Annotated in this window: 26 protein-coding genes and 1 other annotated feature; of the genes, 5 read left to right on the plus strand and 21 right to left on the minus strand. The window is 34.9% G+C overall.

Annotation, left to right across the window (positions count from 1 at the left end):
- Nucleotides 1-9: 9 nt before the first annotated feature.
- From HZF24_RS07340 to HZF24_RS07400, 13 genes are all read right to left on the minus strand, one after another.
- Nucleotides 10-1,689 (minus strand): acyl-CoA mutase large subunit family protein, encoded by a 1,680-nt coding sequence (locus HZF24_RS07340; protein WP_179237645.1) that lies wholly within the window; start codon nt 1,687-1,689, stop codon nt 10-12.
- Between the two features lie 246 nt (nt 1,690-1,935).
- Complete coding sequence (locus HZF24_RS07345) at nt 1,936-3,315, minus strand: FAD-binding oxidoreductase (protein WP_179237646.1); 1,380 nt, start codon at nt 3,313-3,315, stop codon at nt 1,936-1,938.
- A 119-nt stretch (nt 3,316-3,434) separates the two neighbouring features.
- On the minus strand, nt 3,435-4,430 hold the full coding sequence (locus tag HZF24_RS07350) for an electron transfer flavoprotein subunit alpha/FixB family protein (RefSeq protein WP_179237647.1): 996 nt from the start codon (nt 4,428-4,430) through the stop codon (nt 3,435-3,437).
- A gap of 1 nt (nt 4,431) precedes the next feature.
- Nucleotides 4,432-5,235: an electron transfer flavoprotein subunit beta/FixA family protein gene (locus tag HZF24_RS07355; protein ID WP_179237648.1), complete on the minus strand. Its 804-nt coding sequence runs from the start codon at nt 5,233-5,235 to the stop codon at nt 4,432-4,434.
- 82 nt (nt 5,236-5,317) lie between these two features.
- A complete protein-coding gene (locus HZF24_RS07360) occupies nt 5,318-6,454 on the minus strand; it encodes a YkvI family membrane protein (protein WP_179237649.1) in 1,137 nt (378 codons plus the stop codon).
- 118 nt (nt 6,455-6,572) lie between these two features.
- Nucleotides 6,573-6,808: a binding site (T-box leader), on the minus strand.
- Between the two features lie 182 nt (nt 6,809-6,990).
- Nucleotides 6,991-8,805: an ATP-dependent zinc metalloprotease FtsH gene (ftsH, locus tag HZF24_RS07365; RefSeq protein WP_179237699.1), complete on the minus strand. Its 1,815-nt coding sequence runs from the start codon at nt 8,803-8,805 to the stop codon at nt 6,991-6,993.
- 105 nt (nt 8,806-8,910) lie between these two features.
- Nucleotides 8,911-9,450, minus strand: coding sequence for a hypoxanthine phosphoribosyltransferase (hpt, locus tag HZF24_RS07370; protein ID WP_179237650.1), 540 nt, complete (start codon nt 9,448-9,450; stop codon nt 8,911-8,913).
- A complete protein-coding gene (gene tilS, locus HZF24_RS07375; protein ID WP_179237651.1) occupies nt 9,443-10,828 on the minus strand; it encodes a tRNA lysidine(34) synthetase TilS in 1,386 nt (461 codons plus the stop codon). The genes hpt and tilS overlap by 8 nt, the downstream gene beginning before the upstream one ends.
- A 141-nt stretch (nt 10,829-10,969) precedes the next feature.
- Nucleotides 10,970-12,550 (minus strand): PP2C family protein-serine/threonine phosphatase, encoded by a 1,581-nt coding sequence (locus tag HZF24_RS07380; protein ID WP_179237652.1) that lies wholly within the window; start codon nt 12,548-12,550, stop codon nt 10,970-10,972.
- 73 nt (nt 12,551-12,623) lie between these two features.
- Nucleotides 12,624-13,079, minus strand: a complete 456-nt coding sequence (locus HZF24_RS07385; RefSeq protein WP_179237653.1) for an FtsB family cell division protein — start codon at nt 13,077-13,079, stop codon at nt 12,624-12,626.
- 32 nt (nt 13,080-13,111) lie between these two features.
- The gene (gene yabQ / locus HZF24_RS07390; RefSeq protein ID WP_179237654.1) at nt 13,112-13,693 is read right to left on the minus strand and encodes a spore cortex biosynthesis protein YabQ; all 582 of its coding nucleotides are present in this window, start codon (nt 13,691-13,693) and stop codon (nt 13,112-13,114) included.
- A gap of 6 nt (nt 13,694-13,699) precedes the next feature.
- Nucleotides 13,700-13,972: a sporulation protein YabP gene (gene yabP, locus HZF24_RS07395; RefSeq protein ID WP_179237655.1), complete on the minus strand. Its 273-nt coding sequence runs from the start codon at nt 13,970-13,972 to the stop codon at nt 13,700-13,702.
- A gap of 244 nt (nt 13,973-14,216) precedes the next feature.
- Nucleotides 14,217-14,687 carry a competence protein ComK gene (locus HZF24_RS07400; RefSeq protein ID WP_179237656.1) on the minus strand — a complete coding sequence of 157 codons (471 nt, stop codon included), beginning with the start codon at nt 14,685-14,687 and terminating at the stop codon, nt 14,217-14,219.
- A gap of 162 nt (nt 14,688-14,849) precedes the next feature.
- Here HZF24_RS07400 and HZF24_RS07405 point away from each other — a divergent pair, with 162 nt between their 5' ends.
- The 3 genes from HZF24_RS07405 to HZF24_RS07415 all read left to right on the plus strand — a co-directional run bounded on the left by HZF24_RS07405 (nt 14,850) and on the right by HZF24_RS07415 (nt 16,562).
- Nucleotides 14,850-15,422 (plus strand): RNA polymerase sigma factor, encoded by a 573-nt coding sequence (locus HZF24_RS07405; protein WP_179237657.1) that lies wholly within the window; start codon nt 14,850-14,852, stop codon nt 15,420-15,422.
- A 4-nt stretch (nt 15,423-15,426) separates the two neighbouring features.
- A complete protein-coding gene (locus HZF24_RS07410; protein WP_179237658.1) occupies nt 15,427-15,570 on the plus strand; it encodes a YvrJ family protein in 144 nt (47 codons plus the stop codon).
- A gap of 86 nt (nt 15,571-15,656) precedes the next feature.
- On the plus strand, nt 15,657-16,562 hold the full coding sequence (locus tag HZF24_RS07415; protein WP_179237659.1) for a DMT family transporter: 906 nt from the start codon (nt 15,657-15,659) through the stop codon (nt 16,560-16,562).
- Nucleotides 16,563-16,664: 102 nt separating this feature from the next.
- On the opposite strand, the gene tlp is transcribed toward HZF24_RS07415, so the two are convergent.
- Complete coding sequence (tlp, locus tag HZF24_RS07420) at nt 16,665-16,898, minus strand: small acid-soluble spore protein Tlp (RefSeq protein WP_179237660.1); 234 nt, start codon at nt 16,896-16,898, stop codon at nt 16,665-16,667.
- A gap of 45 nt (nt 16,899-16,943) precedes the next feature.
- A complete protein-coding gene (locus HZF24_RS07425) occupies nt 16,944-17,861 on the minus strand; it encodes a metallophosphoesterase (protein ID WP_179237661.1) in 918 nt (305 codons plus the stop codon).
- 208 nt (nt 17,862-18,069) lie between these two features.
- Here HZF24_RS07425 and HZF24_RS07430 point away from each other — a divergent pair, with 208 nt between their 5' ends.
- Nucleotides 18,070-18,432, plus strand: a complete 363-nt coding sequence (locus tag HZF24_RS07430) for a hypothetical protein (RefSeq protein ID WP_179237662.1) — start codon at nt 18,070-18,072, stop codon at nt 18,430-18,432.
- 59 nt (nt 18,433-18,491) lie between these two features.
- On the opposite strand, the gene HZF24_RS07435 is transcribed toward HZF24_RS07430, so the two are convergent.
- Both HZF24_RS07435 and HZF24_RS07440 read right to left on the minus strand, forming a co-directional pair.
- Nucleotides 18,492-18,677 carry a DUF1540 domain-containing protein gene (locus tag HZF24_RS07435; protein WP_179237663.1) on the minus strand — a complete coding sequence of 62 codons (186 nt, stop codon included), beginning with the start codon at nt 18,675-18,677 and terminating at the stop codon, nt 18,492-18,494.
- A gap of 143 nt (nt 18,678-18,820) precedes the next feature.
- Complete coding sequence (locus HZF24_RS07440) at nt 18,821-19,780, minus strand: 2-hydroxyacid dehydrogenase (RefSeq protein ID WP_179237664.1); 960 nt, start codon at nt 19,778-19,780, stop codon at nt 18,821-18,823.
- Between the two features lie 216 nt (nt 19,781-19,996).
- Here HZF24_RS07440 and trhA point away from each other — a divergent pair, with 216 nt between their 5' ends.
- Nucleotides 19,997-20,641, plus strand: a complete 645-nt coding sequence (gene trhA / locus HZF24_RS07445) for a PAQR family membrane homeostasis protein TrhA (RefSeq protein ID WP_179237665.1) — start codon at nt 19,997-19,999, stop codon at nt 20,639-20,641.
- Between the two features lie 53 nt (nt 20,642-20,694).
- Here the strand turns inward: trhA and HZF24_RS07450 are convergent, their stop codons facing one another.
- From HZF24_RS07450 to HZF24_RS07465, 4 genes are all read right to left on the minus strand, one after another.
- Nucleotides 20,695-21,081: an SH3 domain-containing protein gene (locus HZF24_RS07450; RefSeq protein ID WP_179237666.1), complete on the minus strand. Its 387-nt coding sequence runs from the start codon at nt 21,079-21,081 to the stop codon at nt 20,695-20,697.
- Between the two features lie 56 nt (nt 21,082-21,137).
- Nucleotides 21,138-21,878 (minus strand): zinc dependent phospholipase C family protein, encoded by a 741-nt coding sequence (locus HZF24_RS07455; RefSeq protein WP_179237667.1) that lies wholly within the window; start codon nt 21,876-21,878, stop codon nt 21,138-21,140.
- Nucleotides 21,879-22,032: 154 nt separating this feature from the next.
- Complete coding sequence (locus HZF24_RS07460) at nt 22,033-22,593, minus strand: chromate transporter (protein WP_179237668.1); 561 nt, start codon at nt 22,591-22,593, stop codon at nt 22,033-22,035.
- Nucleotides 22,590-23,129 (minus strand): chromate transporter, encoded by a 540-nt coding sequence (locus HZF24_RS07465; protein ID WP_179237669.1) that lies wholly within the window; start codon nt 23,127-23,129, stop codon nt 22,590-22,592. Before HZF24_RS07465 ends, HZF24_RS07460 begins: the two co-directional genes overlap by 4 nt.
- Nucleotides 23,130-23,131 lie beyond the last annotated feature (2 nt).

A 23,131-nucleotide genomic window follows, 5' to 3' on the forward strand; every position in this document is an offset into this window, starting at 1 on the left:
TCCTACAAATTAGAGTAATACCGCTTGCTCATATTCTCCGAATACTTCCCTCATAACATCACATATTTCGCCTAATGTTGCATATTCTTTTACTGCATCTAAAATATGAGGCATTACATTTTCAGTACCCTGGCAAGCTTTTCTTAAGTTGCTTAATTTTTCTTGAACTGCTTCGTTGCTTCTGCTTGTTTTCACTTCTGAAATTTTCTTTTTTTGCATTTCTGCAACTATCGGGTCTACCCTTAACAATCCTTTTGGAGATCCTTCCTCAACCTTGTATTTATTGACACCAACAACTATTCTTTCAAGTGACTCAATTTCCATTTGATAGTTGAAAGCAGAATCAGAAATTTCTTTTTGGATGTATCCAAGGTCGATCGCTCTTGCAGCTCCGCCTAATTCATCTATTTTTGTTATATATTCCAATGCTTTTTCTTCGATTTCTTTTGTTTTAGCTTCTATAAAATATGAGCCTGCCAATGGGTCAACAGTGTTGGTTACCCCGGTTTCGCTCGCTAATATTTGCTGTGTTCTGAGTGCTATCGTAACTGATTCTGTTGTAGGAAGCGCCAAAGCTTCATCTCTTGAATTAGTGTGCAGCGACTGTGTTCCGCCAAGAACTGCAGCCAATGCCTGCATTGCAACTCTTATGATGTTATTGTCAGGCTGCTGTGCCGTTAATGTGCAACCGGCAGTCTGAGTGTGAAATTTAAGCATCATTGATTTTTCACTTTTAGCCTTGAATCTGTCCTTCATTATTTTTGCCCATAATCTTCTTGCTGCTCTGAATTTTGCAACCTCTTCGAATAAATCGTTATGGGAATTAAAGAAAAATGATAATCTCGGCGCAAATGTATCAACGTCAAGTCCCGCATTTATAGCTGCTTCTACGTAAGCTATGCCGTCGGCTAATGTAAATCCGACCTCCTGTGCGGCTGTTGAACCGGCTTCTCTGATGTGATAGCCGGATATACTTATGGTATTCCATTTCGGAACTTCTTTTGAACAGTATTCAAATATATTGGTGATTAATCTCATAGATGGTTCTGTAGGATAAATATATGTTCCCCTTGCTATGTATTCCTTTAATATATCATTTTGTATTGTTCCTCTTAATTGATCTGCAGGTACACCTTGTTTTTCCGCTACGGCAATGTACATAGCAAGCAAGACTGCCGCAGGTGCATTTATTGTCATAGATGTACTTACTTTATCCAATGGTATTCCGTTGAAAAGTATTTCCATGTCTTTAAGTGAATCAATTGCAACTCCAACCTTGCCAACTTCGCCTTGAGCTAAAGCATGGTCAGAATCATAACCAATTTGTGTAGGTAAATCAAATGCGACAGAAAGACCTGTCGATCCCTGGCTTACCAGGTATTTATATCTTTCATTTGATTCTTCCGCAGTTGCAAAACCGGCATACATTCTCATAGTCCACGGCTTACCTCTGTACATCGTAGGTTGATACCCTCTTGTAAACGGATATTGACCCGGATAACCGATTTCTGTTTCATAATCTATGTCTGCTATATCTTCGGGAGTATATAACCTGTTAACAACCGCTCCTGATACGGATTTAAATTCTTGCTTTGATTCCGGAGCTTTTGCTAACGATTTATTCAATACTTTTTCTTCCCAACTTTCTCGGTTTTGCTTTATTTTTGAAAGTTCTTCTCCATTAAACATGACTACCTCCTATTTGCTTAAACCTATTCAGCATTTAATATAATCTAATTTGCCTAATTTTGCAAGATGTTTACATAAAATGATTTTAACTTTTTCTAACTTGCAAAAAAGAAGCCTCGCATAACAAAAGCTTCTTCAGATATTGTACGTTTTCTGTCATCCTGAAACTTTAGCCCGAGGGACCTCAGCATTTGAAAAGCTGAGATCCTCGCTGACGCTCAGAATGACAAATACAAAGTTATTCACTTATAACGCTGTTCCCGGATTTAAAATGTTGTTTGGGTCGAAAATCTTTTTTATTTCTTTCATGAGACGTAATTCAGTTTCTGAGAACTGAAGATTCATTTTTTTGTTTCTTATCTTGCCTATTCCGTGCTCTCCCGTTATTGAACCGCCACATTCCATAACCAATGCAAATATTTCATCTGCAATTTCGTCATAATTATCCGGCTTTACGGCTCCTTCCGTCAATATGCTGTTGTGCAGGTTTCCATCTCCTATATGACCTATGGTTGAAATGTGCACATTATATTTTTCTGAAATTTTTGTTATGCTGTCCATATATTTCGAAAGATTTTTCATAGGAATTGCAGCATCTATAGCATCTACCACCTCATCGTGCATGCTTGGATATACGTGGCTTCTGATATCAAGTAATGTTCTTTGATCCTTTGAGCTTTCGGCAACAAAGCTGTTAAGAGCATTATTTTCCTCACATATCCCCACTATTATTTCATACATTTCATAAAGATCATCTTCTTTTCTCTCTGACACTATAAAGTATAAATCAACTGCTCCTTCGCTTGAAGGCCATGTCATCCCAATATCTTTTGCAGCCTTTAATATTGCTTTTTTCTCCATATATTCAATTGCCATCGGCTTAATGCCGGTTTTAAATATTTCCGTCACTGCCTTTACAGCATCACTTTCATTTTCAAACGAAACTATGAGGCTGCCTATATGCTTATCCTTCGGTTTAATGGATAATGTTGCTTTTGTAACTATACCTAATATTCCTTCGCTGCCTACTATAAGATTTTTCAAATCTAAACCTGCGTTGTTTTTGATAAGATTTTTACCGAGCCTTACAACCTCGCCTGATGCTAAAACCATCTCCATCTCTTTAATCTGATCTCTCATTACGCCGTATCTTACTGCCCTTACGCCTCCTGCATTCATTACGACCAAGCCTCCTACCTGAGCTCCTTCATCTCCGGGGTGAATGGGAAAATATAAGGTGTCATGCTTGTTAAACAATTCGACCAACTGAAGCAAGGTTACTCCCGCTTCGCATTCAACCGTCATAGATGTTTCATCAACCTCAATTATGTTGTTCATTCTTTCCATTGATATTATAATGCCCGGCATTATGGCTATGGCAGCTCCGGAAAGAGAAGTTCCCCCGCCTCTTGCAATTACAGTCAATTTATTTTCATTGGCATACTTCATAATTTTGGATATTTCTTCTGTCTTCGATGGTTTTACAACAACACAATCAGTACAGATTTCCGGCTTCATTGCTTTTTCAGTTTGATCATCACAATAGCTTTTCACCTTTTCTAAATCTGTTACCACCCATGCTTCTCCTAAAATTTCCTGCATTTTTTTAATTACTGTTTCGTTCATATTTCCTCCTTGTATATAATTATTACTATTCACAATTAACTGAATACTGTCATCCTGAGCGATAGCGAAGGATCTCATCTTTTAAAATTTGAGATTCCTCGCTAACACTCGGAATGACGCTAAATGGTCAGTTCGTTATTACGTATTGCACTTATAATTTCCGGAATAATTTTATACATATCTCCTACGATGGAATAATCGGCAATATCAAATATTGGTGCCGAAGGGTCATTGTTAATAGCTATTATAACCCCGGCTTCCTTCATGCCTGCCAAATGCTGCGGTGCTCCCGATATACCGCAGGCAATATATACTGCCGGCTTTACTCTGTTTCCGCTGTATCCTACCTGATGGTCCTTTGAAATGATCCCCGTTTCAACCAAAGCTCTTGATGCACCTACTTCTCCGCCCAACAAATAAGCAAGCTCGTTTATCATGCTCAAATCCTCTGCACTTTTAACAGAAACTCCCGCAGCAACAACTACCTTGGCATCTTGTATATTAATGCCGTCATTTGATATTTCTTCTAATATTTCAATTAAATCGTTATTCGTTTTAACAGGTTCAATCTTAATTAGTTCTCCTGTCCTGTCCGCATCTCTTTTAGCTTCTTCAAACTCTTTGTATCTGACGGTTGCCATCTGCGGATATATGTCTGATTTAATATGGGCAAGAATGTTTTCACTGAACGCCGGTCTTATCTGTATTAATTTCATATCGCTATCTGTTTTCAGGTCGGTACAGTCCGCAGTAAGTCCCGTTTCCAACGATGCAGCCACTCTTGGGGCAAGGCTTCTTCCAAATGTCGTCGCTCCGAAAAGGCATATTTCAGGCTTAATACTTTTTATCAGGCTAACAATGTTTTCTGCATATATCAGCTCATCAGGCTTATTAAATGCAGTCGAATCAGCAATGTGGTATACTTTGTCGGCTCCTCTGCAAATAAGCTCCTGTACATTAATTTCTTCAGGTCCTAAAATAACCGCATTCAGGCTGCAGTCGATTTTGTCGGAAAGCTCTTTTCCCTTTCCTAAAAGCTCATAAGATACTCTATGGATTGCATTGTTTTTCTGCTCTGCAAAAATTAATATTCCGTTATAAATTTTTTCTGTCATCTTATGCCTCCTTAAGAACCTTGCATGATTTTAAAGCATTTAATATATCTTCGACCGCTTTTTCATCGTTTTCTTTATATAATTTCCCCTCTCTCATTGACTGCTGAGGTACTTCAATTTTTTTGACCTTTGTGGGCGAGCCCTTTATTCCTATTTTTGAAGGATCCAGCACTTCTTTTAAATCTTCATAACTCCATTTTGTAATTTCTACCTTGCGTGCTTTCATTTTATTCTTGAAGGAAGGGAGACGCGGAACGTTTACGTCCTTTGTTACCGTTATTAAGAGAGGATATTTTCCTCTTTTCAAATATTGACTCTCCCATACACTGCTTACTACCTCGATGTATTCTTCGGTATAGTTTTTTATTGCTTCAACATTGCTTATATGAGGTATACCGAGATACCCCGCTACTTCAGCGCCAACTTGTCCCGTATCTCCGTCAACACTTTGGATTCCTGCGATTACTAAGTCAAATTGTCCTGCTTTCTTGATTGCAGAGGATAAAATTGTGGAGGTCGCCTTAACGTCAGAGCCTCCGAATTTCACATCTGTTAAAAGAATTCCTTCGTCTGCTCCTCTTGCAATTGCTTCCCTTAGCGCTTCCTCTGCCTGGGCCGGTCCCATTGTCAAGACTGTTACTTTGCCGTTTGTATTTTCACTGATTTGAAGGGCAGCCTCCAAAGCATTTAAATCAAAGGGATTTATTTCTGTTCCTGCGGATGACCTGTCTATTCTTCCTGCTTCTCTGTCAAACTTTACTTTTTCCATATCCGGCACTTGTTTTACAAGTACTACTATATTCATTACTACCTCCCGTCACTGTTCTGAAGTGAAGAATTTCTCTAACTTTACATTTCTTTAAGAAATCCTTCACTTCTGCAAGTAATTAAATTGCTTTATTAATTTTTTTATTCTTTTTAATTCCCACCACTATAAACGGGAACATTACCACAAAAATTGAAAAATATCCAAGGTATCTGTAACCTATATTGATTATTTGAGCAATTCCAAAAGTTGATACGATTACGTCCAATGTTAACATTATAAGGACTATAATCAAGCTTATGCTTCTCTCACTCCTGATGTTATTAACAAATACCGGCTTATTCTTAAATCTGACAACCAGCGAAAATGCAAATGTAATTATGGTTGATAATGATGCCATCACGACAAACAAAACGTATACTGTTTCCAAAGCAGGAATTCCGATTTGCTGAACTATATAAAAATTCGGAAGAAGGCTATTTATTGATTCAGGCTGAAATCCGTAATTAACAACAACTATTGCGGCAAGCATCAATACATTTAAAGACACTCCCAATGCGGCTGTTTTTGCACTGTCCTTCCTTGATGTCAATCCTTCGGAAACTGAAATGCAGTTGCCGATTATACCCGTGGACTGAAAACCTGCATACGATATTGCACTCCAAATTGCTGCCAAAATGCCAAAATCAGAGAATGTTGAATTATTCCAGTTTAAAGCTATATCTCCACTGCCCTTGCTTATTCCAAGAGATACTATAATTGCCAGTATCGTTAATATTCCTATGGTAAGTCCCGTTGAGGCAGCTTTTACCAATGCGACTCCGTATATAACCAGTATTACGGAAAGTAATACCATTATTATCGTTCCGATCCATATATTCAGACCGAAGAACTGGTTCAAAAGCTGTGCACTTGTTGCTATACAAAGGCCCGGTGCCAATAAGCATGTTACAAGAAAGCATATTTCAAAAAATGTGCTGAACAATTTTTCATAAGGATGAAAAAACTTATTTGTAAAGGTTTTAAAATTACTTATATTATTGATTCTTGAATATTCCAATGCATAATAAATTGCCCACCCCAAAAGTGCCATAGCTATTAAAGGTGTAAACATGCCCAGCTTTCCGTATTCAGCGTAGTAAGATACTACCTGCTTTCCCGATGCAATCCCCGGACCTACGTGAGTTCCGAACCATACTGCCGCAATTCCTATATAAGGAGGAATTGAAGATTTTTGATTGATTGATTTGTTATCCATAAAATGCTCCTCATTAATAAATTTATATATCACTTTGGCCAAAAGTTGTATATCTGTTGTAAATAAAGCATAAAAAAAATCTTTCACTCCTATAAACACATTTGGATTCAACTGTGCTTATAGGGACGAAAGATTCATTCCGCGGTACCACCCTAATTATGATATGTATATCATCACTTCAAAGTCTGACAACTTCTAACTCTGTAACGTGAGTTCACGTATCTGCCTACTCGGTATTCCTTTGAACAGATATGCTCCGCAGTGAATATTACATATTTTCTTCAATGCCGGCTTTCACCTCTCCCAGCTCTCTGTGCTTGCTAAAAATATCTTTCTCTGCATCAACGCAATTTTTATATTATCCATTATATTAAATTATATAAATAAGTTTGTCAAGCATTATTCTGAAAAAGTTTCAAAATATTAAAAATGAGATCCTTGTTACTATTCACGGCTTAAGAGCCGTCATTCTGGGCGTAAGCGAAGAATCTCATTCTTTATTATTCATTGTTCATTTTTTCACTGTTCATTACTATTTATTGTGCACTGTCAAAAAGCATCTCAAACTCTTTCCCGGATATTGTTTCTTTTTCTAACAGAGCCTCGGCAACACGATGCAACTTATCCATATTTTCACTGAGGAGTGACTCTGTTCTATGATATGCGTTATCGATTATTCTACGCATTTCGTTGTCGATTTTAGCTGCAACTTCTTCCGAATAATTTCTTATTTTATTGAAGTCTCTGCCAAGGAATACCTCTTCGTCATTTGATCCGTACGTCATAGGTCCTAAATCGTCACTCATACCGTATGTTGTAACCATTGCTCTTGCGATTTTTGTAGCTCTTTCTATATCGTTTGAAGCACCTGTAGATATGTCGTCAAGAGCTAATTTTTCAGCAACTCTGCCGCCTAATAATCTGACTATGCTCTCCTGCATATCTGATTTTGACCTGTATGAACGGTCTTCTTCAGGCAGATACATAGTAAATCCGCCTGCTCCGCCTCTCGGTATGATGGTAATCATATGGACAGGATCTTTGCTTGATGAAAGCTTTGCCACAACAGCGTGACCCGCCTCGTGATAAGCAGTAAGCTTCTTCTCGTTATCGCTTATAACCTTACTTCTCTTTTCAGGTCCGGCTATAACTTTTGTAATTGCTTCTTCAATTATATCCATTGATATCAATGTTTTATTTTGTCTTGCAGTCAACAATGCCGCTTCATTCATTGCATTTTCCAAATCGGCAGGTGTAAATCCGGGAGTTCGTTTTGCAACTATTTCTAAATCAATATCATCTGCAAGCGGTTTTTTTCTGACATGAATTTTTAATATTTCTTCTCTTGCCTTTACATCCGGAAGTCCAACGTGTACTTGTCTGTCGAATCTGCCAGGTCTCATCAATGCAGGGTCTAAAATATCCGGTCTGTTTGTTGCTGCAATGATAATTATTCCTTCATTGCCTGAGAATCCATCCATTTCAACCAGTAATTGATTCAACGTCTGTTCTCTTTCATCGTTTCCGCCGCCGAGCCCTGCTCCTCTTCTTCTTCCTACCGCATCTATTTCATCTATAAAAATTATACATGGTGCATTTTTCTTTGCCTGGTCAAACAAATCTCTGACACGGGAAGCACCCACACCAACAAACATTTCAACAAAATCTGAACCGCTTATACTGAAAAACGGCACTCCCGCTTCTCCTGAAACGGACTTAGAAAGATATGTCTTACCTGTTCCCGGAGGTCCTACCAACAATACTCCCTTTGGTATACGAGCTCCAAGTCGAACAAATTTAGCAGGATTCTTTAAAAAGTCAACTATTTCGCTCAATTCTTCTTTTTCTTCATCCAGACCGGCAACATCGGCAAAGGTAATTTTTTTGCTGGGATCATCATCCTTTACCATTCTCGCTCTGCTTTTGCCGAAGGACATTGCCTTGCCTGTTCCTCCGCCCTGGGATTGCTTCATAAACACATACCAAAGAACTCCCAGAAGAACCAGCATTCCGATTGTCGGAAGTGCCTGAACCCACAAAGGTGTAGCAGGAATAGGTGCACCTATTACTTCAATTTGCCCTGTCTCCATTTTCTCTGCCAGGTATTTGTCATGAAAGCTTCCTGAAAAAAAGAATAAGGCCGGTATATATGAGGTGAATTTTGTATCATCATTATAAACACCTTTCACTTCACTTTCCGTGAAAGTCAGTGTTTTTACATTGTTGTTTTCTAGCTGTATTATAAGCTCGCTGTAACTTATACTTTGTGCATCCTTAGCCGGCTCAACCATGTTTTGAACCAACATTATTATTACTACAAATATAAGTATATACATAGCGATGCTTCTCATGAATCCTTTCAATTAAGCCCTCCTATTAAATTACATCATCACATTATGATGTAATTGTATCATAAAATGTAAATCATTACAATTGGTTTATATATTAACTTGAAATCAATTGGAATATACTTCTTCCTTCAGCACTGCAATACATGGAAGGTTTCTGTATTTTTCCGCATAGTCAAGACCATAGCCAACCACAAATTCATCAGGAATTTTAAATCCGGTATATTTTATGGATAAATCAATTTTTCTTCTGTCAGGTTTGTCAAGTATTGTGCATATTTCAACAGATGCCGGACCCCTGCTCTTTAAATTTTCCACAAGATATGACAGTGTTAAACCGGAATCAATTATGTCTTCAACTATTAATACGTGTCTTCCTTCTATCGATGTATTCAAATCCTTTAATATCCTTACAACGCCGGATGACTGTGTATTTGTTCCATAACTTGAAATTGCCATAAAATCTATATCTAAAGTTGTGTCGATTTGTCTCATCAAATCACTTACAAATATTACCGCACCTTTCAAAACACATACTAGCAACAAATCCTTATCCTTGTAATCTGCTGTTATTTTTGCTCCAAGCTCTTTAACCTTTTCTTGCAAGTCATTTTCTTCTATAAGTATCTCTCTTATATCCTTATCCATTTAGCTGCTCCCTTATTGTAATATTTAATATTTTCCTTGTTGACGAAGTTATTTTAAAGCTGTTGTGAATTCTAAAGTCCTCTAACCACAATATGTTGTTGTCATCGGCTATAATCAGTTTTTTGTCTCTTTCTTCTTTAGGCACTTTCATATCAATGAAAATATCCTTAATTTTCTTGATACCCGTCATTCCGCAAGGAATCATACTGTCTCCCGTCAACCTGTTTCTTACAATCAACCTTCCTTCTATTAAATCATAGTCTATGCTGATTGTGTCCTTGTTCCCCGGATTAAATTCAGAAACGTCCAGCACTTTGCAGTGTATAACTTTACCGACTTCAGAAATTTCCAATGGCTCATGTAATACAATATTATATTTAAATTTTGGAATATTTTCAAGATTTTTATTAAATATTAATTTATCATAGCTTATTTCAATGTTTACAGCTTCTGTTAAGTTTATTTTTTTACCTGTCTTACCGTTGTTAACAAAGTCAATTACATAGTTGATATGCTTCATTTCAATGTTGACAGTATTGCCTTTCAGCACCTCTAATGCATATCTCAAAATCCTTCCCATTTCTTCCGGCTCTGTTTTTTTTAATTTTTCTATGCTTAGTATAACCTTATTATCGCCATTTGAAATAAGTACTTCACAAAAAATTTTTTTTATATATTTTTCTATGATTTTTTTGTCCCTGTCCATTGCTTCAGACATTCTGTACAGCGTATTTTGAATGTTAGGGTTGAAATTATTCTCTAAATAGGGTATCAAGTCCAGACGGATTTTATTCCTGCCGTAGATGCTTTGCGAATTAGTTATATCAACGCAATATTCGTAATTATTACTATGAAGATACTCTAAGATTTCAAATTTTGAAACATTAAGCATAGGTCTGATAATATTATCCCTTTTAACAGACATGGCACTCAGTCCGTCAATGCCTGTTCCTCTTATTATCCTTTGAAGTACGGTTTCTGCCTGATCATTTAAATTATGAGCAACTGCAAGTATTCCGCCACCCACTTCATCCAAATTCTCTTTAAAAAAATTATATCTTAAAATTCTGCCCGCTTCTTCTTCTGTTACCCTGAGCTCCTTAGCATATTCGGCAGCATGTTTTCTCTTGACAAAAAGCTTTATATTGTACTTGCTGCATAGATGTTTTACAAATTTTTCGTCGTTAAAGGCATCATCGCCCCTATACATATGATTTATATGAGAAGCATACAGGTTAAAACTTAAATTTTCCTTTAGTTTTATTAAGTTATAAAACAAAAAAACAGAATCAGGCCCTCCGGACAGTGCTAACAGCACATTATCACCGTGGCTGATTAAGTTTTTATTCAGTATATTACTTTTTACTAAATCGTGCATACTTTTCCTCATGTTCTTAACATATTTAAAATTATACCACGATTTTCTATTATTAAAACTACTTTTTTATTTTTTATTAAAAATAGAAATTCCTGCTGAACGATGGGTGAACGATAGCACAACAATTGTTCTCTTATCGTTTTATCCTACCTTTGTCACTAATACCGTCATATCATCTATAACCGAATCCTGTCCTCTTAACGCATAGCTCAGTATGGAGTTGGCTATAGTCTGAGGATCTTTCTTTACAAGAAGCTCTAAATATTTATCCAGATTTTTCTTTTCATCCATGCCGATGGAATCGGTAATTCCATCTGAAACCATAATTATTATATCTCCGATATGTATATTCTTTTTAAAAGAACTGTATTCAAAATTATCAAGTATACCCAGCGGCAGGCTTTTTCCTGAAATTTTGTCTACGCTTTTATTGCTTATTATGTAAGTTGGAGCCGCACCCGCCTTATAAACCCGCATTTCTTTCGAACCGTAGTCTATTATGTTCAAATCAAATGTTACAAATCTTTCGTCTCCTAATTTAAGCATTAATATTGAATTTAATGTCCTCAATATCTGTTCTTCGGTAAAATCAGTATATAAAAATTTCGACAGCAAATCTACTGCACTGTTGCTTTCACTGCAGGCTTCTTCTCCTGAACCTATGCCGTCACACAATACTGTATAATATTTATCCGCCCGTGCTGCATGTGCGAAGTTATCTCCTGATACAATACTTCCATCCTTAGTTGCTGTCGCACTGTACGTCCTGATTTTAATTCTTTTTATGTTTTTAAATTTAAATACATAATAGTTAGGAGATACAATTACTCTTTCAGTGCATTTAAGCTTTACCCCGCTGACATTTCTTACGATTAGTTCTATGGAACTCTCAACTTCTTCGGGACTCTTTTCTGTCTTAACCGTCAAGCTCAATATAATGGAATTCTTATTGTAGGATACAACCTCAAAAAATTTTATATTTATATTATGCCACAATAGCTGTTCCCTTATTTTTATCTTTGCCTTTTCGGAAAAAATATTTATATATTTGGATTTTTTATATTCATCTATATTTGTAATTGTAGATGCAACTGTTGCAGCAGCTTCATTCCTGATATGTTTATCATTTGTATGATTTAAACTGTCATCATCTTTATTTTTGACTAATTCAGATTTAAGAGGTTTTTTTATATCCCTTTTAAATCTGTGAACATTTATTTTTTTTGTACCGTTTCTTACACCTCTAATAATTTTTATTACTTCGTTGGATAAAATTATTGCGCTGAAAATAAAAAAAGTTTCAAAAATATTTAATATCAATCCATTTTTGCTGAACCCATCCGCTACAAGTATGGTGGTTTTGGAAACCATTAATACCATGGCAGAATATCCTGCCGCTGCCAGAATTGTTTTGTCACCTTTTTTATTAATAAAGTAGGCATATACAGCCAACAGTATTATAATGTATACAAAGTTAAATTTAACTGATAAAACAGCCGAAATTGTAATAATAAGAAGAGATAATGATGCACCCTTGTTAAAGCTGTAAACACTAAACGCAATGATTGCAAAGGGAAATATTTCATGTATTATATTTTGCCTTGCAACCAAAAAACACACCAAAAAAATAATTAAATTTTGCTTGATGTGTTCTAATTCATTTTTAACAATGTTTTCGAAGAAATTTAAACTGAAACTTTTATCATTTGTTTTACCGATCATATACTCCACCCCTCTATGACTATGGTAGCAGAGATATAATGTAAAAGGCTGTCTAAATACGCGATAAAGAATTCTAATTTTCTAAATCCCCTTGAAATCCAATGCCTTGTATGAGCTTATTATCATTTTTGTTTTTATCTATGTAAATAATTTCATTCGGTTTAACCATTTTATATTGATTTCTTGCAATTTTCTCTACAAGCTCTAAAAGTTCTTCTTCGTTGTTCATTTTTTCAACATCACTTTTGAGCTCCTGAACCTTTTTTTCTACTTTTGCTTTTTCAAATAATTTTTCACCAATTTGATTGTCTAAATCATTCAGCATCTGATATTGATTAACAGCGGTATAAGCAAAATATATGACAAAGACGGAAAACAGGAAATTAATTATATTAAATCTCCTTCTCTTCTTAATAGGAGCTTCAAACCTTTTCTGTCTGTTTTGTTCCTTGATTGCCTTTTCCTGCTGTCTGAAGTCTTCATTGTTTATTCTTCTTTTTAATGCTATTATCTTTTGTTCGTCGTGCATTTGACTGCTCCTTTCTTAGTCTTGTGCTTAGTTTAATGGCTTTTTCTTTTATTTATTGATTTTTTCTTTTGCTGTTTTTTTCTTTTGTTTGTTTTTTTTAATTGTTTCTTTTTATTATATAACATTTTTTTGTTTTTTGAAATCTTTTTTAACCTGAATTTATAAAATTTGTATCTTTTTCTTGCATTATTCCTTATTTTTTCATATTTTAATTTAAAAGGATACAAAATAATCTTTAATTTTCTGATAAGGGCTTTAATTGGCTCAATTAACAAACCTATTGTTTTCTTAATAACATTTAACACCTTATCGACAATATAAATTAACAGTTTTAATATGTATCGGCTGATTCCGTAAAAATATAATAGTGCTCCAATCATAAATCCCATAAGAATGAAAAATCTCACATTTCCGTAACTTAAATCGAAAATAAGTGTGATGCCTATGTAAATGCTTGTCAGCCAGTAAATCAAGTCACCGATTGCAGTACCAAAGGGACCCGGTTTTACATAATGTCTCAGCAACCTGTAAATGTCCCACATGCTGCCCAGTAGCATGCCGGCCATTATTGACACTGCGAGCATGTATTCTTGAGAATATGGTAAGTAGTCCATTACAACCTACTTAAACAACTTCTTTATCAAGCTTACTTTTTCTCTTTGACCTTCATATTCAGAGAAAACTAATGAATTAATCTCACCCTTTACTATAAGCTTCCCTTCATCCACGTTTAATTTGCTTATGTTTAACCTTTCACCCTTGATTGTAAGCTTTCCTTTATTAGTTAGTAAAACAACCGCTTCATCATTAAAATTATCTACACCTTCAACACCTGTTACATTTAATATTTCTTTATTCTCAAGCAATAAGCTTTGAACTGCTTTTTCATCCATATATTTGCCCCCCTGATTACCATAATATAAAAATAATTTCATTACTAATTATATGTCCAATTACTCATAATATGACTCAATACAAGGAAGGGGGACACACCCTAATATGAAGGGGGACACACCTTTAGCATAGGGATACTCCTTGAAGTATAAGGAATGTCCCCGTCAAAATGAGATCCTTCGGTCTCAAACCTCAGAATGACGCATGATGTCATCCTGAGCTGCAGCGAAGGATCTCTCTTTTTTAACTTTTCTTATGCTTTTCCTTGTATATATCCCTTGCTAACCTGCCGTTAAGAATACTTCTTTTTAAAGATTTAATACTTTGCCTTGTCTGAATAACATGACCTGAATTCATTAAAATAGCTGCATGCCCATTCTTCAGAAATACTTCTTTGACAGAGTTTATATTTACATACCCGTATGCCGCATCATGCCTGAATATTGGTTCTCTTGCATTAACATAAACATAGACCATGTTCTCATTTATAACGATTGGAACTTTATTTGTAATACCAAGTTCACTGCCATAATTTATTCTGTTGTGATACAAACTTATATTATAATAATCAGCCAGATTCTTTATACATGTTTCTATTGTTGCACTTTTTATAAAAGATTCATCTTTCGTTAAAATTTCCGTGCAGTTTCCGGTATCTTTCACATATATAGGCAACATGGCTTCGATCTCGTTGAATTTTAACATCTTTTTCATTTTACACAAATCCTTTTATTAAAATTTACATTGAAATTTTAATACTATTTTTTTCTCGAAATTTAATCAGTTTCCACTCTGACTTACATGCTATCGCCATTTTTACATTGTCAATTTAATCTGTTATCCTTAAACTGCATCGTACGGGAAAGCAGGTGAAGCATGGTTAATAATTCAGATACTGATATTAATTATATTATTCAGATGTCCCTAAAAGGGGACAAGAAATATCAAGAAATTTTATTAAACGAATTAGAGCCTCTACTGTACAAAAATATTTACAAGTATTGGGGCTTAAGCAACCCCATAATCGAAGATTTGTTACAGGAAGGATACATTGTAGTGCTTCAGGCCTTGAAAGATTTTGATATAAATAAAGAAATTCATTTTCTTGCATTTATTAAAAGCAAGATAAAATATTTCTACCTTAATTGCTACAGAAGAGGCTTGAAGAATACAATCAATTTAACAAATCATCTTAATATCGATGATTTGGAGATAGATGATTCAAAAGAGAACGTAGAGGAAAAAGTTCTTAAAGACGAAGAAACCTCTTTGCTTAGAAGCTGCATTGATATGCTGCCGGAAAAGGAACAGCGATTAATATATTCATTTTATTTCGATGAAATTCCAGTAGGCGAAATTGCTGAAAAATTAAATATTTCCTACGGTGCTGCTTGCTGCAAAAAATCAAGAATTTTAAAAAGATTAAGGAGCTGTATCATCAGGAGGTGACGATATGGACGATATCTTAAATCTGATTGGAAATTTTGGATTCCCGATTGCTGTTGCAGTATATTTACTGGTGAGAATTGAAGCAAAGCTCAATCAATTAACAGAATCAATTTGTGAGCTCACCACTGCCATAAAGAGCATGAGATAAATCTTTTTTCCCTCTTCCCTAAATTAATAAAACATGTTAATATAAAAACATATAATTATTATTTATGCGGCAGAGGGAGAATTTGTATGAAAAATAAAGAAGTGAAATCGGTACTTATATTACTTTTAACTGCAGCCATATGGGGTTTTGCATTCGTAGCACAAAGGGTGGGTATGCAGCACGTGGGCGCATTTACGTTTAACGGTGTAAGATTTGCATTGGGAAGCATGTCATTATTGCCGGTTATTTATTTTTTCGGCAAAAAATCTACGGAAAGCATCGAAAAAATTGAGGAAGCAGACTTTAAAACCACTGTTAAATCCGGCATCATGGCAGGAAGTGTATTGTTTATCGCAGCATCTCTTCAACAGGTAGGTCTGATTTATACTACCGCAGGAAAAGCAGGCTTTATTACCAGCTTATATATTGTATTGGTTCCTATTTTAGGAATATTTTTAAAACAAAAAACCCATATTACCACGTGGCTTGGTGCGCTTACGGCAGTAATAGGTCTTTATTTTTTAAGCATAAACGAAAACTTTACAATTGAATTTGGAGATTTACTTGAGATTATAGGTGCTTTCTTCTGGGCTGTCCACATTCAACTGATTGATAGATTTGTCAGAAATGTGGATGCAATTAAGCTTTCATCTATTCAATTTGCAACCTGTTCGGTATTAAGCTTAATTGTTGCTTTCATATTTGAAGATGTCAACCTAGGTGGTCTGTCAAGCGCTATAGTTCCAATATTGTACGGCGGTATTATGTCGGCAGGTGTTGCATATACACTTCAGGCAGTGGGACAAAAACACGCAAAGCCTTCTCATGCGGCAATTGCCTTAAGTATGGAATCAGTATTCGCAGCTGTCGGCGGCCTGCTTCTGCTTGAAGAAATCTTACCTGCAAGAGGCTATTTAGGTTGTGCATTGATGCTTTTGGGAATGCTGGTAGCTCAATCGGAGAATTTTAAAAAGGATAAATCGTTAGCATAAGAAGATGACCCAATTTTATGATTTGGTGTCAACCGCTTATGATGTGCGTGAAAAATAGGGGAGATTCTAATACGAGGAATCTCCCTGATTATTTGTGTTAATCTATTTTATATTACCATTTCTTTTATCAAGAGCTTCGTCTTTTATTTCTCTTCTCATATTTTTAATTGATTGTTCTCTTCTTTCGTTTTTTTCCTGAAGATCATTTTTTTGCTTATTACTAACGCTGTTTCTTATCATGTCTTCCGTTTCTCTGTAGTTTGCTATAGTATTGTCGATGTTTCTTTGAATTTTATCGACATTATCTCTTCTATCATCCGGTTTTGATTTATTCATTTTGTCACCTCACTGTTTTTTTTATTAAAGATTATATATGATCCATTAATTATTATGTGTAAGTATAAAATTATTATTAATGTAGTTTTTGATTTTTACAGGTCCTGCCAATATATCCCTGCCTATTAATAACTCTCCCGTATCCCTTGCCTTAACGCTCCATTTGACAAGCTGAATATTTCCTTCTGATATTTCCAGCCCTGTTATACATCGTGGATGAACACAGCTCCCGTCGTTAAAATACGGAACCATATTATCTGAATCCAACATAGGTTTGTGATTATGTCCTGCTATTATTATTTTATTTTCTTTTACTGCCCATTCCATTAGCTTCTTTGCCATTTCATTCTTCTTTTCATAATTTTTTGCTGTCCTTGTTACATCATTCACTCCGAAGTTTTCTAACGGCTTCCAAAAGTACCTCACCAAAAATCTTGCAATTTTCCACATATCACTGTTTAAAAAATCCACTTGATGTCCATGCAGAAGCACTATTTCTGTTCCGTCATCTCTGTGCTTTAAAACTATACCTTCATGAACTTTTATATCTTTAAACAAAGCAATAATTTTACCGTCTCTTTGTCTGAAATACTGATATAAATTTTCCTCTGTAAATTTTTCTTTTTTCTTTACCATGTCATGGTTGCCGTAAATCATATAAAAACGGTCTTTATCATAAAATTCTTTCATTATCCAAAATGCATCCCGGTGCTGATCAACTATATTTTGAAAGCTTCTGTTTTCCCACAATTCATCCCCGTCACCTATCTCAATATAAGTATAGCCTTCTTTGTAGTAATGTGACAATGCGGCAAAAAAAATATTACGGTTTCTGGAAAAAGAATCTGACCAGCTTCCGTCTCCCCTATGACAGTCACTCATAAGAATAAATTTGGAGTTGTCATCAAAAAATACTCTTTCTGCAGAATTGTAAACTTTTGATATACGATTTAAATAATTCATAATACACATCCTTTGTCCCGAGTTATTGAAACTAAGAAATCTTATTATTCATAGTATGCTTAATGAGAATTTGCGTACTTAAAAATTCCCGACTTTTTGCAAAGTCCCCGCGTTTGTACAATAACAAGACATGCAGTAACAATCTTTATTGGGTGGAATATGATAATAATGGGCTTGGCTCAAAATCAAAATAGGAAAAGGTGTTATTATGTATTATAATGAAAATAATGTAGCAGGCGCAGGCGGAAGAAAAATAAACTATGCTAACGGAACAGTAGCCGGAGATTTCTGTCGCAGAGGATGCGGAAACGAAGTTGGCGGTACAGGACGCAGAAGATGTGACTGTGAATGCGTTTATGGATGTTTATTAGAATTAATTGAAGATGCTGTTGAAGAAAATAACAATCATCATCATATTTGCTGCGGCAATTGGGTGAATCCGGGTGGCGGAAACAGACGCAGATGTGACTGTGTATATGAATGCTTATTCGAATTATTAGAAGACGCTCTTGAAGAAGACAACAACAACAACAATAATAATTGCTGCTGCAAATGCTGCTGTAGAAGATAGAATGTGTTGACGGCGGAGGATATCCTATAATATCTCCGCCGTTTAATGTTGCCAACAGTTTATTTCATGCTAGTGTGTGGTGTGAACGTCGAACAGTCCGTCTCATGCTTGCTTTTAGCATCACGGCTTACAACTTCAATCTTTTGTGCATTGCAATGATCTCCTTGTTCCCAATAATGACATGAGTTTACAAGACACTTAATACCAGGATTATGTTGATTCATTTTTTGTACTTTGCCTTCCATATTATTTCTCCTTGTTTTGTAATTTAAAAGTTTCGATAATGGCTTTGCCCGTTATAAACTTTCATTTAGTATTATTTCACTTTTAAATCTATATATGAGTAGAAATAATGGATTTTATCCCAATTTTTGTACCATGATTTGTTTTATTTCAATTCCGGAACCACATTGGGAGGAACTTCTCCCTTAAGTGCCGCTACTAAATTTTCAGCAGCCAGACGTGCCATATCATTTCGTGTTTTTATGGTTGCAGAGCCAACATGCGGCAATAATACAACATTTGACATTTTAAGAAGCGGATTGTCCTTTTCAATCGGTTCTTTTTCAAAAACATCAAGTCCCGCTCCTAAAATTTTCTTTTCATTTAACGCTTTTATAAGTGCTTTTTCATTAACTGTAGCACCTCTTGATGCATTTATAAGTATTGCGTCGCTTTTCATCAAGTTGAATTGTTCTTCATCTATCATATGGTAGGTTTCGTCTGTTAATGCAGTCATTATAAGTATAAAATCGCTTTGCTTTAATAGATCGTTTAAATCCGCATATTTTACACCTATATTTTTTTCTGTATCATATTTTCTGTTTCTGTTATAATAAAGCACATTCATATCGAAACCATATTTTGCCCTTTTTGCAACGGTTTCACCTATTCTTCCCATACCGATTATACCTAGTGTAGAATGGTGAACATCCTTAGAAAATATTATGCTTTCATCTTGTTTATTCCACCTGCCATCTTTTACGTATCTATCCATCTCAGGAAGCTTTCTTGCAGTGGAAAGAATCAATCCAAATATCAAATCTGCTACAGTATCATTTAAAACTCCCGGAGTATGAGTTCCAATAATATTTTTCGCCTTCATATCTTCGATATTAAAATTATTATAACCAACAGATATATTACTTACTACTTTTAATTTTGGAGCATGCTCAAGCAAATTTTTATCAATTTTGGTGCCTGCAAGCAGCAATCCATCCTTATCATGAATTTTATTAATTATATCGTTATATCCTGCATCTTCAATGATTTCATAATCACAATAATTTCCTATGTATTCTTCAACATAATCAGGTAACTTTTTAGTTATTAAAATCTTTGGTTTCATAAATCTCCTCTTTTCTTCTTAAATGTTACATTAATTATAACATCTCAACTTCATTAACTCAACATTCAGTAATTTTATACAGGCAAAAATATGCCTTTATTAAACAATTTTTGCATAAAAATAACAGGTTGATTAAAAATATTATTTATAGCTTTGACATTTATTGAAATTCATAATATTATTAATGTATCACTTCTTAACTGGGAGGTTTTGTTATTGAATACAGATAAAAAAGAAATTACAAGCGCATTGACCCATTTAAGCGGCGCAGTATTTGCGGTGGCAGGTATCTTATTTTTCCTGTTCACCAACAAAATATCAAATTTAATTACTGCAGTTGCATTTTTGATTTTTGGAATAAGCATGTTTTTGTTATATTCTACAAGTACTGCTTATCATTTCATTGATAAATCAAAACAGAAAGCAAAGCTCATTATGAGAAAGCTTGACCACATTATGATATTTGTCTTTGTGGCCGGCAGCTATACACCTGTTTGTCTGCTTGTTTTAAACAATTACATAGGATATAGATTACTTGCAGCCGTATGGTCAGTAACAATTATCGGAACGTTTATTAAACTGTTTAAAATTAATACTCCTAACTGGTTCAGCTCCGTACTGTATATCGGAATGGGATGGATGGCAGTAATGGTATTCTCTCCGCTTGTTAAAAGTATGCCTTTAGGAGGCATTGTCTGGCTCATAGCCGGTGGATTGTTTTACACAGTGGGCGGTGTTATCTACGGAATTAAAAAACCAAATATAAGCAAGAAATATTTTGGATTCCACGAACTGTTCCATATATTTGTTCTGGCGGGTTCATTCTGCCACTATATAATGATGTATTTTTACGTAGGTTGACAAGAATATCAAGATGGCAGGCTGTTGAAAATTTATCTTCAACAGCCTGCATTTTAAATTATTCTGATGTATTGACCAAACACATACCCGTTAATATTGTTGTAACTAATTTGATACCAATCTCCTACTCTTCTGATTATTTCTACGTTTGCTCCGTTTGGTGCCATTCCTATAACAGGATTACTAAGAGTCGGGCCATTTCTTATATTCAGGTACCCGCTATTTAATGTTACCCTGCCCATTGTCCGTCCATTTTGTGTGCTGGCATTAGTGACCGGAATACCAAAGTATTGCGCTAATGAATTGGCAAACGCCAAGGCAATTAATTCCTTATTATTTACTATCCAGTTTGCATCCTCCCAATTATCATGAAAAGCAACTTCAACTAATACTGATGGTGCTCTCGTTCTTGAAACTTCACCTAAAGTTGTTGTCGGCATTGTTCTTACAAGATCAGGCGAAGAAGGCTGATTCAGTGCGTATATGCAGAATATAACTAGATTAAAGGTTCTCCTCTTCTCATTTGATTAATCGCCTTTAATCTTTGAATGTCATAGAAAAAATTATTCATTAATCCGGAAGTAGTTTTCTGTGCCATAACTAATGAAATTGATGTAATTTTATAAAATTTCATAGCCTCATTTTTTAAACCGGAATACATTTTGTATGTTTCTATAGCTTTGTGAGTATTTAAATTAATATAATATTCCAACGAATCTAGATAAATACCCCCTCTTTCTACCTTAAATCTGCGATGCTTGTTATACATCTTTATAACCCAGTTCTCATATGCTCTGTGATTATTTAACAGTTCAATATTTGCATGCTGCGGAATGGTTAAATCCTGAATCAAGTGACATGCCGCACCTAAATAAAACATAGCATTCTTAATATCTCCCTTAAAATATTCCTTTATGGCTCTCCTGTAATAAGTAATGCATTCAATTCTGGCATTGCTGCTACCGTACAGACCCCTTTGAATTTTTGGATTATAAAAATGATTACTGCTTTTAAAATCCTGATCGGCCCACACAGCTCCTTCGTTTATATCTTCGATATATTTGGAAACTATGTTATAAACAGCAGTATGACCGTCATTTCTCAGTATTTCAACCGCCTGATCGTTAATAAATTTATGTACTATGCATTCTGTTTTTATCACTTTCTTTTTTAACGGATTTACTGCCTTAACTACCTTTTTATATAAATATGAATAAGATTTTTCAATTGTACTCATAGTATTTATCTCCCTTTGTACCGTTTTAAGCTCACTACGATATATTAGGATTATTTTATTCATGTTTTATACTATTATCCAATATAAAAACAAAAAAGAACCTAAGTGTTATTTTAGGTTCAGATTAAATGATGCAGGCTGTATGCCTTAATAGTTATAATTTTAGAATTATTCCTATTATTCCGGAGATTATAATATAGGTAACAGGATGTTTCTTAAATTTGATTATTGAATAAAATATAGCTAAGAAAATAATTGATTTTAATATGTCTATGCTGCCGAATAAACCAACTGTCGATATCAAGCTTCTGTTTAATATTGCTACGCTTAGCAAGTCCACACCTACGTAAGCAAGCAAGCCTGCAACACATGGTCTTATACCGTAAAATGCATGCTTAAAACCTTGATTGTTTTTAAATTTAAACAAAAACTTAGATACCAATGCCACTATTATTATGGAGGGTAAAATTTCCGAAACAGTTGCGAGGATACCTCCAAAGATTCCCGCAACTTCATTGCCCACATATGTAGCCATATTTATACCTATAGGTCCGGGCGTTGATTCTGATATGGCAATCATATCCGTTATAAATGACACCTCATACCAGCCGGTTCTCTCTGCTAAATCCTTCAAATAAGGTATGGTAGCTAATCCGCCTCCAAATGTAAATAAACCTATAATAAAAAATTCATAAAATAATTTTAAATATATCATGCTCTTAACCCTGATTTCTTAACAAGTATTCCGATAACTCCACTGAGTATAATCAAAATAACCGGCGAAATATCAAACGCAAACATAATTGCAGCGGTTATAACAAAAATTGCTAAGCAGATTTTATCAACAACACTTTTTTTCCAAAGTCCCACTATAGCGCTGAATATTAATGCGGTTGCACCAAGTGTTATGCCGGCAAATGCATGCTGTATAATTTCTATGTCACGGAAATTTGATATAAATGAAGTTAAAATAGTTATTATTAAAATGCATGGCGATACTGTACCTAAACTTGCAGCTATATCACCAACTAACCCCTTTTTGCGATAACCTATCATAGATGCTACATTAATAGCCAATATTCCAGGTAGACCTTGACTGAGTGCATAATAATCAATCACTTCTTCATCGGTTATCCATTGCTTATTTTGTACGATTTCCCTTTGAAGTATCGGCATCATAGCCATTCCTCCACCAAAGGTTACCGAACTTATTTTAAAAAATGTAAAATATATTTCCAATAATCCTTTCATCT

It is taken from the genome of Sedimentibacter hydroxybenzoicus DSM 7310 (assembly GCF_013403245.1).
In the GTDB taxonomy this organism is placed as follows: domain Bacteria; phylum Bacillota; class Clostridia; order Tissierellales; family Sedimentibacteraceae; genus Sedimentibacter; species Sedimentibacter hydroxybenzoicus.

Bases quoted from the DNA above. Each gene is read 5' to 3' on its own strand.
- HZF24_RS07465 (WP_179237669.1), bottom strand. From the start codon at position 23,129: ATGAAAGGATTATTGGAAATATATTTTACATTTTTTAAAATAAGTTCG.
- HZF24_RS07430 (WP_179237662.1), top strand. From the start codon at position 18,070: ATGTATTATAATGAAAATAATGTAGCAGGCGCAGGCGGAAGAAAAATA.
- ftsH (WP_179237699.1), bottom strand. From the start codon at position 8,805: ATGAGAAGCATCGCTATGTATATACTTATATTTGTAGTAATAATAATG.
- tilS (WP_179237651.1), bottom strand. From the start codon at position 10,828: ATGCACGATTTAGTAAAAAGTAATATACTGAATAAAAACTTAATCAGC.
- HZF24_RS07345 (WP_179237646.1), bottom strand. From the start codon at position 3,315: ATGAACGAAACAGTAATTAAAAAAATGCAGGAAATTTTAGGAGAAGCA.
- HZF24_RS07410 (WP_179237658.1), top strand. From the start codon at position 15,427: ATGGACGATATCTTAAATCTGATTGGAAATTTTGGATTCCCGATTGCT.
- yabP (WP_179237655.1), bottom strand. From the start codon at position 13,972: ATGGATGAAAAAGCAGTTCAAAGCTTATTGCTTGAGAATAAAGAAATA.
- HZF24_RS07350 (WP_179237647.1), bottom strand. From the start codon at position 4,430: ATGACAGAAAAAATTTATAACGGAATATTAATTTTTGCAGAGCAGAAA.
- HZF24_RS07450 (WP_179237666.1), bottom strand. From the start codon at position 21,081: ATGCCGACAACAACTTTAGGTGAAGTTTCAAGAACGAGAGCACCATCA.
- HZF24_RS07360 (WP_179237649.1), bottom strand. From the start codon at position 6,454: ATGGATAACAAATCAATCAATCAAAAATCTTCAATTCCTCCTTATATA.
- HZF24_RS07385 (WP_179237653.1), bottom strand. From the start codon at position 13,079: ATGCACGACGAACAAAAGATAATAGCATTAAAAAGAAGAATAAACAAT.
- HZF24_RS07425 (WP_179237661.1), bottom strand. From the start codon at position 17,861: ATGAATTATTTAAATCGTATATCAAAAGTTTACAATTCTGCAGAAAGA.
- yabQ (WP_179237654.1), bottom strand. From the start codon at position 13,693: ATGGACTACTTACCATATTCTCAAGAATACATGCTCGCAGTGTCAATA.
- HZF24_RS07340 (WP_179237645.1), bottom strand. From the start codon at position 1,689: ATGTTTAATGGAGAAGAACTTTCAAAAATAAAGCAAAACCGAGAAAGT.
- HZF24_RS07460 (WP_179237668.1), bottom strand. From the start codon at position 22,593: ATGATATATTTAAAATTATTTTATGAATTTTTTATTATAGGTTTATTT.
- HZF24_RS07355 (WP_179237648.1), bottom strand. From the start codon at position 5,235: ATGAATATAGTAGTACTTGTAAAACAAGTGCCGGATATGGAAAAAGTA.
- HZF24_RS07440 (WP_179237664.1), bottom strand. From the start codon at position 19,780: ATGAAACCAAAGATTTTAATAACTAAAAAGTTACCTGATTATGTTGAA.
- hpt (WP_179237650.1), bottom strand. From the start codon at position 9,450: ATGGATAAGGATATAAGAGAGATACTTATAGAAGAAAATGACTTGCAA.
- HZF24_RS07435 (WP_179237663.1), bottom strand. From the start codon at position 18,677: ATGGAAGGCAAAGTACAAAAAATGAATCAACATAATCCTGGTATTAAG.
- HZF24_RS07380 (WP_179237652.1), bottom strand. From the start codon at position 12,550: ATGATCGGTAAAACAAATGATAAAAGTTTCAGTTTAAATTTCTTCGAA.
- HZF24_RS07400 (WP_179237656.1), bottom strand. From the start codon at position 14,687: ATGAAAAAGATGTTAAAATTCAACGAGATCGAAGCCATGTTGCCTATA.
- tlp (WP_179237660.1), bottom strand. From the start codon at position 16,898: ATGAATAAATCAAAACCGGATGATAGAAGAGATAATGTCGATAAAATT.
- HZF24_RS07405 (WP_179237657.1), top strand. From the start codon at position 14,850: ATGGTTAATAATTCAGATACTGATATTAATTATATTATTCAGATGTCC.
- HZF24_RS07455 (WP_179237667.1), bottom strand. From the start codon at position 21,878: ATGAGTACAATTGAAAAATCTTATTCATATTTATATAAAAAGGTAGTT.
- HZF24_RS07415 (WP_179237659.1), top strand. From the start codon at position 15,657: ATGAAAAATAAAGAAGTGAAATCGGTACTTATATTACTTTTAACTGCA.